This window comes from Desulfurococcaceae archaeon MEX13E-LK6-19, from assembly GCA_029637525.1.
Taxonomy (GTDB): domain Archaea; phylum Thermoproteota; class Thermoprotei_A; order Sulfolobales; family Desulfurococcaceae; genus MEX13ELK6-19.
Genome location: CP072660.1, coordinates 1712384 through 1726756 on the forward strand (window position 1 = coordinate 1712384; position 14373 = coordinate 1726756).

At 38.4% G+C, this 14373-nt stretch carries 11 protein-coding genes; 7 read left to right on the top strand and 4 right to left on the bottom strand.

What is annotated here, in order from left to right:
* Nucleotides 1-10: 10 nt before the first annotated feature.
* From J4526_08795 to J4526_08810, 4 genes are all read left to right on the top strand, one after another.
* Entirely contained in the window at nt 11-202 is a 192-nt protein-coding gene (locus J4526_08795) for a hypothetical protein (protein WFO75156.1), read from the top strand.
* A gap of 167 nt (nt 203-369) precedes the next feature.
* The gene (locus J4526_08800) at nt 370-2307 is read left to right on the top strand and encodes an ABC transporter substrate-binding protein (GenBank protein ID WFO75157.1); all 1938 of its coding nucleotides are present in this window, start codon (nt 370-372) and stop codon (nt 2305-2307) included.
* A gap of 184 nt (nt 2308-2491) precedes the next feature.
* The gene (locus J4526_08805; protein WFO75158.1) at nt 2492-3484 is read left to right on the top strand and encodes an ABC transporter permease; all 993 of its coding nucleotides are present in this window, start codon (nt 2492-2494) and stop codon (nt 3482-3484) included.
* Entirely contained in the window at nt 3484-4452 is a 969-nt protein-coding gene (locus J4526_08810) for an ABC transporter permease (protein ID WFO75159.1), read from the top strand. The genes J4526_08805 and J4526_08810 overlap by 1 nt, the downstream gene beginning before the upstream one ends.
* 127 nt (nt 4453-4579) lie before the next feature.
* Here the strand turns inward: J4526_08810 and J4526_08815 are convergent, their stop codons facing one another.
* A complete protein-coding gene (locus J4526_08815; GenBank protein ID WFO75160.1) occupies nt 4580-4957 on the bottom strand; it encodes a hypothetical protein in 378 nt (125 codons plus the stop codon).
* Nucleotides 4958-5222: 265 nt separating this feature from the next.
* On the opposite strand from J4526_08815, the gene sfsA reads away from it, so the two are divergent.
* Both sfsA and J4526_08825 read left to right on the top strand, forming a co-directional pair.
* A complete protein-coding gene (gene sfsA, locus J4526_08820; GenBank protein WFO75161.1) occupies nt 5223-5933 on the top strand; it encodes a DNA/RNA nuclease SfsA in 711 nt (236 codons plus the stop codon).
* 313 nt (nt 5934-6246) lie between these two features.
* Complete coding sequence (locus J4526_08825) at nt 6247-8673, top strand: metallophosphoesterase (protein WFO75162.1); 2427 nt, start codon at nt 6247-6249, stop codon at nt 8671-8673.
* Between the two features lie 38 nt (nt 8674-8711).
* Here J4526_08825 and J4526_08830 read toward each other — a convergent pair whose 3' ends face one another.
* On the bottom strand, nt 8712-9392 hold the full coding sequence (locus tag J4526_08830) for a hypothetical protein (GenBank protein ID WFO75163.1): 681 nt from the start codon (nt 9390-9392) through the stop codon (nt 8712-8714).
* Nucleotides 9393-9745: 353 nt separating this feature from the next.
* Complete coding sequence (locus J4526_08835) at nt 9746-10933, bottom strand: alanine--glyoxylate aminotransferase family protein (GenBank protein ID WFO75164.1); 1188 nt, start codon at nt 10931-10933, stop codon at nt 9746-9748.
* A gap of 129 nt (nt 10934-11062) precedes the next feature.
* Here J4526_08835 and J4526_08840 point away from each other — a divergent pair, with 129 nt between their 5' ends.
* Nucleotides 11063-13135, top strand: a complete 2073-nt coding sequence (locus J4526_08840; protein WFO75165.1) for a hypothetical protein — start codon at nt 11063-11065, stop codon at nt 13133-13135.
* Between the two features lie 94 nt (nt 13136-13229).
* Here J4526_08840 and J4526_08845 read toward each other — a convergent pair whose 3' ends face one another.
* Entirely contained in the window at nt 13230-14369 is a 1140-nt protein-coding gene (locus J4526_08845) for an FAD-binding oxidoreductase (GenBank protein ID WFO75166.1), read from the bottom strand.
* Nucleotides 14370-14373: the final 4 nt, after the last annotated feature.

The following is a 14373-nucleotide window of genomic DNA, read 5'->3' on the forward strand; positions in this document are numbered from 1 at the left end:
CTACGTAGTCATGTATTCGAAAATGTATAAATTACTATTATCAATAGCATTAACATTTTTGTTCTTGGACATATTCTCACTACTATTTCTAAAGCCTGGCACTGCATCATTTGTAGCATGTATAATAGGTGTAATACTTCTTATCATTTTCATAATAATTATTACAATAGATTACTACTGGCAGACAAAGAAAGGGATATAAATACAAATTGTATCTAAGTTATATACAAATTAATTTGACAAAATAATACACTGTTTTTTAATCAAGTGTTTTAAAACTATAATAAAATCCTTTATGAGAAAGACTTATATTAATTCACTCTTAGATTTAAATCTTGAATATAACCTACGTGTTAATATGGTGATATTATGAAACACATATTAGCCCCCATAGTACTCGCTATTATTATAGCCTCACTAGTAGCACCCTTATCCCTAGTATTGACAGCAGAAGACACCGAAGTAACACTATATACACATGGTTGGTGGCAACCACCACCAGCAAACAGATATAACCCATTTGCACCAAAGAGCATTAGAATAACAGGACTAATCTATGAGAGACTCGCATTCTGGGATAAAATGAGTAATGAGTATATACCAGAACTTGCTGTCAACTGGACTGTTGATAAAGAGAACAACAAGATCATTGTACATCTAAGGCAGAACGTCTATTGGCATGATGGTACAAAGTTTACTGCAAAAGACGTCTGGACAACATTCATGATCTATAAGGCCCAGGGAAGAAACATATGGAACTACATTGATGACGTCAAAGTTGTTGATGATTACACTGTTGAATTCCATGTCAAGAAGTGGGCTTACCTAATACTACACTACCTACTATTCGAGGACGGATTAATTGTTGCTCCATACCACATCTATGGCCAGTGGGCTGATCAAATAGCAAACGCCACACCCGACCAGTATGATACAATACTACAAGATCTAATAAGCTACGAGCCAGATACAATCATTGGTACTGGCCCATTCAAGTTCGTTAAAATAACATCAAGCGAAGTAGTATTAGAGAAGTTTGACAAGTACTGGGCAGCTGACAACGTAAAGATTGACAAGATCGTAATGCCCTACATTACAAGCAACGAAGTTGGATGGGACTACTATAGGTCTGGACAGCTAGACTACGACTGTTTCATGATGCCACCACAAGTAGAGCAAGAACTCAGGCAGAAGCCATTTGCAGGCATAGTAAAGATCTATGACCTATCAGGATTCGCACTAGTATTCAACTTTGACAACAAGTGGTTAAGCAAACCCGAGGTAAGAAAAGCCATTGCCTATGCCTTAAACAGAACAAAGATCGCTATTGCTGCTGGCGCAGGCTTCTTCGACCCAGTAGAATACCCAACAGGATTACTCAAGCTAGCACAGGATGAGTGGATTGGTGACTTAATCAGCGCTGGCGTACTCGAGAAATACGAATACAACCCCGATAAAGCAAAGCAGCTACTAGAGTCCCTTGGATTCGAGTACAGAGACGGTAAATGGTACACGCCAGACGGTGAAGAATTCAAGTTAACAATGATCGCGCCTGGTGGCTGGACTGACTGGGTTGCTGCCGCACAAGAGATTGCTGAAGAGCTAACTAGCTTCGGTATCACAGTAGAGTTACTAACACCCGAGTCACCAAGCTACTGGAGCGACCAGTGGTATCTTGGTGGACACTACGATCTAGCTATTGACTTCTTCGGTGCCTGGATGATCTATCCATGGAGAGCCTTTGAGAGAATGTTCATTGAGGTAAACAACAGGCCAAGAACACAAGTACAAGGAAGCAACTTCACAATAGTATACCACCTAGACTACTTCAACGAGGACATTAACGTAACAGAACTCGTAGAGGTACTAGCTACAAGTTTCGACAAGACTGAACAGAAAGAAGCAGCTATGAAGCTAGCTTATGCCGTCAACCAGTACCTACCAGAGTACCCAATTGCCGAGAAGAAACTAGTCCTATTCTACAACAAAGAGCACTTCCTATGGCCAGACCCTGAAGAGAAGTACAGCTACTGGCAGAACGCTGCCGGAGGACACCTAGAAGCACTTGCCTTCATGATCAAGCAGGGACTAGTAGAGCCCAACCCAAGCTATTGGGGAGCAACAACTACAACAACTACTACGACTACGACCACCACTACAACGACAACTACAACAACCACGACCACAACAACTACAACGACACCACCAGCACCAGGAGTCAACATAGGACTAATAGTAGCAGCAATCATAATAATCATAATAATAGTTGGAGGAGCTTACTACTTCCTCGTTCTCAAGAAGAAGTAGCACAAAAGAGGGATAAAATAATAACACACTTCTTTTTTACATTAACAATAAACCCCATAATCCTGACTAATTGAACTAATTTGTTTATTGTTTTATCCATAAGGATATATTTTTTATAAGAGACGCACGGGTAGTAGATAAATGTAATCAGTATTAAGACCTGCAAAACGGGGACGATGGTATCTTGAACTGGATTATTAAGCGTGCTATACTAGCATTCTTGACAATATACTTCGCTGCATCACTAACATTTGTTGTAGTAAGAAGCATGCCTGGTGATCCAATTGATGCTTTAACTCAGCAGCTGGTATATCAGTACCATATGACTTACGAAGAAGCCCGTGCACTCGCCGAAAGTATAGCACCTTATGTTCCTAAAGGCAATATTTTTGAGGAATACATAGACTATATGTCTAAGTTCTTGAGAGGAGATCTTGGAGTATCTATATCATACAGTACCGGCACTCCTGTTGTAGAACTACTTGCAGACCGTATCCCGTGGACAGTACTTGTTGTCGCAACGTCGCTGATCATAAGTTTTGGCGCAGGTATACTAATAGGAATGCTCATGGCTTACAAACATGGCGGTAGACTGGATAGTGCACTAGCGTTAATTTTCTCAATAACACGTTCACTACCAGAGTATATCGTCGCAATAATAATGTTATCAATATTTGCCTTTCAGCTAAAATGGTTCCCAACAAGAGGAGCCTATAGTGTTGAACCAGGCTTTACTCTAGAGTTTGTCTACGATGTACTATATCACGCTGCTCTTCCGATAATGACGTGGGTAATAGTCCATATTGGAGGATGGGCTCTTGGAATGAGAGGAAGCACCATTAGTGTACTTGGCGAAGATTACATAACATATGCTAGAGCTAGAGGGATCCCGTCAAGAAGAATAGTGTTCACATACATTGGCAGAAACGCCATCTTGCCAATCTTTACCTCATTCATGATAAGTCTAGGATTCATGTTTGGAGGCTCTATATTCATTGAATACATCTTCTCATATCCTGGAGTAGGTCTCATGCTCTACCAAGCAATAACAAATAGGGACTGGTATCTCATGCTAGGAACATTCGATATAATAGTAATAGCTGTTGTAACAGGTACTTTCCTAGCTGATATACTCTATGGATTCCTTGACCCACGAATTAGAAGAGGTGTAAGGTAATGGCCAGAGTTGAGAAGGTTAAGAAAATCAAGTCAGATATTATGGAAACCATGGCTTTATTATCGAGAAAAACAGTGATCAAGGAAATAATACATGACTGGGTCATCGTTCCAGGAAAAGTACTTATCAAGAACAAGAAGGCATTTGTAGGCTTCCTGATACTAATGTTCTACATATTCATGGCAACAATAGGACCGTATATAACACCCTATCCAAGATCATTTACATGCCCAATATACTTGAAGCCAACACTTCTGAAGTGGCCACCATCTCTGGAGCATCCCTTAGGATGTGATTATTTCGGTAAGGATATATGGGCACAAATAGTTTGGGGAGCACCAATTGTCCTCAAAATAGCATTCATAGCAGGACTAATCACCACACTCGTGGGAATAACCATAGGTATGATAGCTGGCTTTAAGGGCGGAATAGTGGATTCCATATTAATGAGTCTAACAGACATAGTAATGACTATACCCGGTCTACCGCTATTAATAGTACTAGCTTCAGTCATTAGAGCGTCAGACCCATGGGTCATAGGGTTAATGCTTAGTGTAACAGCCTGGGCCGGTTTGGCGCGAAGCATTAGATCACAGGTACTATCCATTAAGGAAAGAGAGTTTATTGAAGCCGCAAAAGCTCTCGGGTTATCGACTGGACACATAGTATTCAAAGAAATAATGCCCAATCTAATGAGCTATATAGCTATAAACTTCATATTCGCCACAACCGGAGCAATCTACGCCTCTGTAGGACTCTACTTCCTAGGAGTACTACCATTCACATCATTCAACTGGGGCATAATGCTCAACATGGCTTACGCGCAAGCAGGAGCCCTACACAGCATTAACACGATACACTACATACTGGCACCAATATTAGCAGTAATAGGACTACAAGTAGGACTAATACTATTCTCCTACGCAGTGGATGAAATGTTCAACCCAAGACTAAGAACAGAGCTCTAGCCACTAGGTAAAAAGACAACATGATGAATATTTTTTACTGAATCATATAAAAATGATGAACCACGCAGGATCTGATGAGAGCGCCTAATAAGGATGCCACTATTGCTACTCTATTGCCATACATAATTTAAGAACTCTCCGTGCTTGTTTTACTAAAGCTCTTTGATAACTCAAACAAAGCTTTTATTATCAGCAATAAGCCTATAGCGATAAGAAAGAATGCTCCAATGTTCCTTGCGATAAACTCTGGTATTGTTAATAATCCTGCTAGATATAGTCCTCCTATAATAAACAATAGTCCAATAATGATCTTTGCTATTTGACCTAGCTTAGACTGCATTTCGATATACACTACATCACCACGTTTATACTTCTTCGGAATTAACGCAAGAGCGATAAAGCCTAAACCCATACCTATTAGCGTGCCAGCACCAGCTTGATCAAATATTAGACCTATACCCATTCCAAGAAACATTAACCCCACGAACACTGATCCTCTCGACATGATCCTCCACTCCCAAATTACTGTTATAAAATGACTATAGCATATATATTATTGTGTTACAATAATATAACGTTACGATCGCTACTTACATATTACGTGGCAGCACGTTATTGATTATTAATCTAAAAGTATTATTACGGCTAAGCAAATAACATATATTGATGATGACCGACTTCGGACCCGACCACGTGGATGAAGAACCGTGTGAGGGCTGAATAAACCATCAGCTAAACAGTGTTATAGCTAATAGAGGACAAAGTAGATCATGAACAATATTCTTTTAAAGATAGATAACATTGAAATATGCAAGATAATCAAGCGCTTAAACAAATTCGTTGTAGTAGTAGAAATTAGTGGCAAAAAGAAGTATGGATATTTAGCTAATACAGGAAAACTTTCGGACTACATAGTATGTGGAAGAAAAGCTTTTTGCGTACCAAAAGAAAGTGGAAGAACACAATACAGAATCATAGCAGTAGAGGAACATGGATTAGGAGCAGTACTAGACACATTTATTCAGATGAAAGCATTCGAGAAAGCTATAGACCTCAATTTAATACCATGGCTTGAAGGATACAGGATCGCAAAAAGAAACCCTAGATTAGATCATTCTATTCTTGATTATCTTTTGGAAAAGAATGATAATAGAGTCTACATAGAGGTTAAAAGTGCTGTCCAAAGAGTAAATACATACGGTGCATCTTATCCTGATTGCCCCACACCTAGAGGTAGAAGACATATAAGAAAACTTATACACTACCATGTAACAAAAGGATTCCATACAGGCATAGTGTTTATAGCAGCAATACCCCACATCAAATATTTCACTCCAAATAAAAATATCGATCCAGAAATATACCATCTCATAAGAGAGGCTATTAACCACAATGTATTAGTTAAGGCAATAAACATCTATTTTACACCCAAGCACAACACAATAGTTCTTGGTAATACTGATATACCAGTTATACTATAATATCTACATCAGCCTTGAAACACTTCATCACACTATAAAACAACCAATCAGTGTTCACAGCCTTCATCATAGTTTCTCCAGACAATACTAAGTACTCGACCGAGAGAATTAACAATTTCGACTATTATGTAATATAAACACGCATAGCAGCTATACGTCATCACATCATCCTTGGTGGCCACCATTAAATCGGATATAGGAACTTATTAGACATGATGAGTGGAAAACAGTAAGTAATTGTAGAAAGCACTAGTATTATACGCACCTTGGCTAGATATATTTTAGAAAGAAAAACCATGTAAGGTGGCACGCTTTGGATAAGAAAGCGGTTACAATAGTTTTCTTAATAATTACATTAATGTTATCATTAATTTCATCATATTCTATAGTGTACGCTAATAATAGCGGTGAAGAAGATGGTTACTTCTACTATTTTATTCATATAACAGACCTGCATCTTGGCAGTAAATTATGTGATAAATCTAAATTAGAGGTGTTTGCAAGCGATGTTAAGAACCTGTATAGTATGCTTCCCATAAAACCTCTCGTCATAATAAATACTGGAGATATTGTCGATAGCTCTGGTGATTACAGTTATTATCAATACTACAAGAATACCCTCGACTTAACTGGAACAGGGATTGATAGACTAGATACTGCAGGAAATCATGATTTCAAATCAACTGATACCTATTATAGACAATACATGGGGTCCCCATACTATGTTTGGGACAAGTATATCAATAGTACTCATTATGTTAGATATATCGCTGTTGGCACAGCTGCTGTCGGAAAGACAGGAGGATGCCTTGATACAGGTAGGCTTGACTGGCTAGAAAGAGTAATCAAAGAAGCTGAGAACGACCCTAATTGCGTGGGGATATGGGTTTTTGGACACCACCCGCCAGGTCCTTATACTGATGAAAACGTTACAGCAGGTGGATGGGATTACAGAGCCACTCCATTTAATGATATTGGATGTGACCCATGGAGATTCATTAGAATAATATCAAGTTACAGCAAAGTCCTTGGATACATTTATGGCCATGTACACGTGAACTGGGTCACTTTCCACTATGGCAAGTACTGGATTGGCACAGCACCGCTAACCCTAAGAGGGCCATGGCCAACAGGTGTTGGAAGCTGGTATACAGGAAAAGGTTACGTGTATAGAATAATAACAGTATATAATGGCATTGTCTCAACAACGCTTGCCCGTCCAGGCGAATATCCTATCGGATTGATCGTTAACTTAGAGCAGGGAGCTGTTGTAAGTGGTATAGTTAAAGTTGTTGCCTTTGCTATATCTAATAACCCTATAGACAAAGTAGAACTATATATTGATGGCATGAAGATCAGTGATTTCACTCCAGTAAAAACTAATGAATACGGTGGACTCTATGAAACTTATTTCAATGCAGAAGAGTATAGTGAATGGCAACATGAACTCCAGATACACATAGTAGATAAAAACGGTAGAGAATACTGGAGTTCTAAGACATATATATTCATACATAAAGCTGGTGGAGTGTACTTTATACATAGTGATGCAGCATCAATAGACTATGGTATTCGTGAAGACTATCCTGTTGTGAGATTATACATATACTCCAATATACATGAAGATTTCCCGTTTGCAGCAATATACGTACCTGTAGACAATAGCGGAGACTATGTCAGAGTTAAAGCATTAATGGAGACCGAGCATATATGGGGCCGTGAAATGAGGCTAAGATTTGCATTAGTTTCATGGAAACAAGAGCCTTCGCTAAACGATAAACACTGGAACAATGCAAGTGGTATGATGAAACTCGTTGCAGGATTCAGCACCGAACAAAACTATGGACGATATCCATACGACTTTAATGCATGGAGGCAAAAAGGTGACCTAGAACAATGGTACGGTGAATACCGTTATTTAATACCATGGTGGCCTACTGTAGGCTACTGGGGTCAAGTAACCTATAGACAAAACAACTTTACTGTAGAATTATGGAAAGAAAATGAGGGCTATAATAAGGCAAAGAGGTTTACTTGGCGTTACGCGAATACCATGTATGATTACGATGACATAAAATATGTTGGCGTCCTAATGAGAAGTGACACTTCATGTTATTCTCAAGTGGCAGTAGCTTATCTCGAAGTAGAGGATATAAATGGGCTAAGAAAATACCACATGGTACCCAATATACTTGGTGTACCAGTAGAAGCAAAAATAGTTAGTATTGACAAGGATGTACTGTCTTACAAAATAACCGTTAAAATAACAGCTGAGGCATCAAGACTACAAGGATACATCATTCTCCAAGGAAGCGATGACGGTATATCATGGAGTACTATAAGCAAGGTCTTTGCCCAAGGAGAAAACACTATAACTTATGTGTTTGAGAAAGTTGAACCCCATGCATATTATCGTGTCGTCTATAAGCCCGACTATAACATAAAACACTTATATGCAGTAGCGGTATCATCACCTGTATCAGCTGTTTCCACAACATCACAACCATTTGCAGAACCAGTAACACACACTATTACGACCATAACAACATCCACGGTGACCGAGGAAATAACTACAACAATAACAATAACTAAAACAAAAACTGAAACCACTGCGGCAATCATTAATACTACTACAACAATTACTCAAAGTAATTGGTTGAATACAGGTATGGTAGCAATATTTGTCTTGATAGCAGGTTTAATATTAGGGTTATTGTTATCAAAGAGACATTATACCTAAAGCGAGAGTAAAACACATGAGTTCCATTGGGATGAAAACTACTGACGTATCATACCTGGATTAACATCATATAATACCTCTTCTTTTACCTCATCCTCTTCACGCCCTGAATCTTCACCACTTTTTTCAACATATTTATCCCCATAAATCTGCCATAGCGTGTTTACTCCTAGTAAAAGAAGACCACCAATAATAAGTGGCGTCAGTAATAATACTATAGATAGGCATGTGTCTATTATCCTTAACAAATGGATATCAGCCATAAAAACGACATCATCCCTAAGCATCCATAGGAATGCTGAGTAAAAGAATGATGTGATGCCCAGTATGATTGGTAGAGACAACGTTAAGACAACTGCACGAGGGTTATGAGCGAACACATAATATACTATATCGATTCCAAGAAAACTTCGCTTATATTCTTCAACACTTTGCTCAAACATCCATGGATGGAGAGATTCATGTTCAAAGAAGCTGAAATATAATAGTATGGGGACGAACATTGATACAATTATCATGAACAAAAGTACTCCAGCAGTATTACGTAAAGTTCTAGGTAGATTAGTGCCAGCATCATAAATTAAAGCAAACATAATAATATAGATGATGATAATGTATGAAATCTTAAACTTTTTGGTGACCCTCGCATCAATTAATGCAATAAAACCCGTTAGAGACATGAGAATTATATAAGGTAGCCCAAGTGGCTCTAGATACATGGTTTTCATCATCACCATAAACAATACTACTTAGTGAGACTATGTATAGTATAACAGCACTTCTTCTATAATTGTTTTTGTGCTATACAATTTAATTAAAGATGTAAATAGAGTGTATTAAGGATACATGATTTTTTACTTAATCAAAGTATCATTGCCGAATATTATATCAGCCCTTACACGGTTCTTCATCTTTATATTCTGTCCCGAAGTCGTTCATCATCTTCAGATACATAATAGTGCTTAAGAGTGTTTAAGCTTACCGCTAGTAGACACCATGTACTTCTAAACATACATCTCCATAATTAAACAGAAAAGAAAAAGAAAAGGAATGTTATAAAACTATCATGTGTTTATTTTAGACCCTTGGCTTTCTTTAGCTCGTCTATTACTTCCCTAAGTGTTTCAAGAAGTTCTTTTATATCGTCGAATGTGATATAACCCATGTGTCCTATACGGAACGTGTATTCTTTAACTGGCCCATAGCCTTTCGCTATTTCGTAGCCACGTTTTCTCATTGCTTCATATACTTCTATGCCCTTGATTCCTGGTGGTGACTTTATTACTGTTATTGTTGGGCTGTAGTATCCTGGGCGTGCAAAGAGTTCTAGCCCTATTTCCTGTACACCTTTTCTTATCATCTCGGCTCTCTTCTGGTACATGTCGAGCCAGACGTACTTACCGCCCATTCTCTCTATAATCCTTAGTATGGCGTTTAGTGCAGCTATCTGTGGGATTGGTGGTGTCTGTGGTGTAGACCATTGTTCTTCCTGATACTTCCTGAAGAGCAGTAAGTCGAAGTACCATCCACGGTTTGGTATCTTTTTAGCTTTCTCGAAGACTTCTTCACTAAATGCTGCCATTGCTAGACCTGGTGGTAGCCCAAATGCTTTCTGACTACTAGCAAAGACTATATCAATACCCCACTCATCAACTTTGATGTCAGCTGCACCCATAGCCGATACGGCATCAACGAAAACCATTTTGTCATATTCTTTAGCGACCTTAGCAAGCTCCTTCAATGGATTTAAGACTCCAGTACTGGTCTCATTGTATGTTATAGTGACAGCCTCTACATCGGGATTCTTCTTTAAGGCTTCATCGAGTTCCTCGGGTAGCACGGGCTCGCCTGGTGGTTTCTCGAGGACAACAGGTATGCGTCCATTGGTTTCAACAACTTCCTTGTATCTCTTCCCAAACGCACCAATAATTGTAACCAATACTTTTCCACCAGGTGTAACAGCGTTCCTTATACTAGCCTCCATGATCCCTGTTCCACTGCTTGGAAACAACATTACCGTACTCTTCTTTGCCTCAAGAAACTCTGCTAGCCTCTTAACAGTATCCTTGTGTAGTTCACGATACTCTTTTGATCTGTGGCTGAGCATCTGTACTTTCATTACCTCTAGTACTTCAGGGAAACAAGCAACAGGTCCTGCTGTAAAGAACTTCATTGGCCGTGGATGTAGAATCTTATAGATCTCGTCAACTACGTCTTTGTACTGGATAGTAGACCACCTCCAACATTCTATAGTAACCATCTTTGATGAATTAAAACCTTATTTTAATAGTAAGATTTTAGACCAGAAAAGAGTAGTAATCAATTTTCAATCTGATATTATTGAAAAAATATATTATATCATTATCATAAATATACATGGGGCCGAAGTTTGGTAGTTAAAGAGAAAGAAGTCAATTGGATAGCTTATTTTAGTCTAAACAATATCGAACTCGATGTAATGCTTAATACAATGTTTATAAACTTTAGCGAGAAACGAGCATGTACGTTCAAAGACTATATTTCCCGTACAATATTTGATAAGCTAAATCCTAACCTAGTGTACAAGCTTGTAAACAAAGGCGTCTTAAAGTCTTTTCAAAAGAATGACGAGGTTTTCTTTATACTGACAACACGTGGTGTCAAAGCATTTTTCGCAGTAGCTCATCCAGTATACGATGTTATTGAAAAGAATCCCGGACTAGAAGCTAAGGAGATAAGTGCAAAAGTTGCCCTAAAGACTCTGTATGGAGGCGTACATAAAGTCTATAGTGTCCACGAAAAGCTTGTCGAGAAAATAATACTACTATTGCTCCTTATGGGTTTTATACAAGAAACTGATGGAATGTACAAGCCCAAACCAATAGATTATAGAATTAAAGCCATAGTTAATGTCATAAAAAGATTATCTGCAACAATATTTATAAGAAGACCGGATGACCTGGTGTTATGTATCGTTAAAAGTTTAAATATACCGGTTGATAGAACTGGAGAAATCCTGAATAGATTAGCATTAAGCGGTATAGTGTCAAGTGAAAGAGAACCAGCTAAAGCACTAGCAGATCTATTATCGGGTCTTGAAGCCAGAGCAGATGCAAGCTTGAAAGAAGGTAGATTACTTGAAGCAGCTGCCTATGAAGCACTTGCAATGATCGTTGCAGATATTCTATCAAAACTTGACACAGATTATGAAGAGCTACTTATACTAAAGAATAAATATAAATACAATGCTTACGAGCGTCTTGGTGACTACTTCTATCATAATCTATTATTTGAAGTAGCTCAAACACTGTATAATAGAGCAGTCAATATTGCCAGAAGCCATCCTGAGCTAGCTAAAGAGGCTTATCGTTCACATGCAAAATACATATTGAGCAAAGCACGGAATCTAGCACACCATAGAAAATATAATGAGGCTATATCTGAGCTCCAAAGACTCATAGAATACTACGCGTCTTCAGGCTCGTTTAGAGAAGCAGAAATAGCTAGGGCATTAAGCAAGGAACTTCAAGCCGAGCTAGAAATAATGCATGGTAAATCATGTATTGCTAAAGACCTGTACTACGAGGCTTCACAAATATATAGAATGCTTGGAAGCGAGTATGAAAACAAAGCAAAAGCAATGTACTGTAAAGCATTAATTAGTAGTGGCGAGTGCAAGCTCCTTGTTGAAAAGGATCTAGAGAATGCTTTGAAGATATTCGAAGAAGCAATAAAAATAGCTGATGAAATACTTAGTCCGCACCTCAAGAATGCCGCATTATCTTGGTATTACGAAGTTCACGCAAGAATAAGCGTCAATGAAGGAAAACTTGAAGAAGCCGCGAAAGACTTTGAAGAAGCTGCCAAATACTATCAAGCCAGAGGTGTGCAACACCGTGCATTACTATCATTGGCACGAGCCATGAAGTTCTATGGTTTCCACAATATATTCGCAAAAGAATTTGATAAGGCACATGAATACATGTATAACGCTGAAAACTATTACTCTATGCTCCTCAAAAAACTATTATCTAGATTAAAGTCCGGCAAAAAAGACTCATACATGTTTGGAGAAGCAGTCAAAGGTATTTGCGATACCATAGCAATCAAAAAAATCATCGAGGCACTAAAAATATTGAATGAAACTCCATTAATTAATAACGAGACCTTAACAAACGTCATAAATAAACTCCATGATGCAGCTCATTATTTAGTTGAATCTTCTAGAGATGAATACAAGACAGTACTTCAGATAACAGATACTCTATCGAAAATAACTAATGACCCCAACCCAAGAATAAGAGAGACATTCTCATCCCTTATTGATAAAGCGATTGAAGAACTTGAAACAAGTAATGATAACAAAGATACTCTTGAACCACGAAAGAACAGTATAAGACTATTATTAACGCTAATGCTTACAAGAATAAAGTACTCACTTAGTACTTTTAATAGAGGTTACGAAGAAGAAATATTCCTGTAAGATAGGGTCGATGAAGAGGTTACGCACAACTGACTACATAGTTGATGAAGCCTGCCTCGCTGAGATCAAAAATATTATGTAAAAAATTTTATTTTTATCCAAATACCGCTATTTCCTTTATCATTTTTCCTTCACGGAATCGTTTTAGCTTCAAGTTTTCTGCAATAGGAATACTTGGTTTTTCTTCAATAATCCATTCAGCCATAAGTTTGCCTACAATAGGGGCCATCATGAAGCCGTGTCCACTGAACCCAGTTGCGACATATAGTCCATCTATATCATCTATTGGACCCAGTATTGGATGATGATCCGGTGTCATAACGTAGTATCCTGTCCAATACCTTAAGACATTTATCTCGGCGAGCCATGGGAAATATTTTACCCATACTTGAGCTGCTTTGTAGAGGAATTCTATCCTATTGACAGGTTTAACATTATATTCTTCCTCGATCTCGGCACCAATTAGGAATGTTCCTGATGATGTTTGTACCATATATGACGTAGAGCTCCAGTCAACGAGTAAAGGCTTGAATCTCTCATTAAATTTCTCGGTAACAAGGGCGTGTTTGGGCAAGTTATTCAGTGGCGCATCTACTCCGGCTGTCTTTAATAAATCTCTGGAACCATATCCTGCAGCAACAACGATTTTTTTAGCCTCAATAAACCCTTTATCTGTCTCAACACCTTGTACTCGACTATTTTCAACAACTATTTTCCTCGCCAAAGTACCAGTATACACTTGTACACCCTTATCTCTTACATACTTGAGTAGCAGAAGCAGTGATTTGAAGCAGTCAGCTTTCCCTGCAAGAGGATCATATACTCCTCCTACTAGCCCACTAGTGTTAATCGTTGGTACAAGCTTCTCGATCTCTTCAACACTAATTATTCTCGTGGGAACACCAAGACTATTATGGAATTCAACAAATTTCTTAAACAACTCTAATTGCTCTTCAGTAGACAACAACCATACGTATCCTCCTCTTAAGTAGAAGAAGCCATGCTTCTCTGATAGTTCCTTCCATAGCTTCACGCTTTCTTTCATGAGCAAGACGTGTTCCTCACTTGTAAACGATGCTCTAATACCTGTTGCACAACGGAAGGACCCGCCGGATCCGGGATAATTCTTTTCAATGATAACTATGTTGCGAATACCCTTTTCTACAAGATTATACGCTGTTGAAACGCCAATAATTCCTGCACCAATAATCACAATATCAGCTTTCCCTACCATGAGC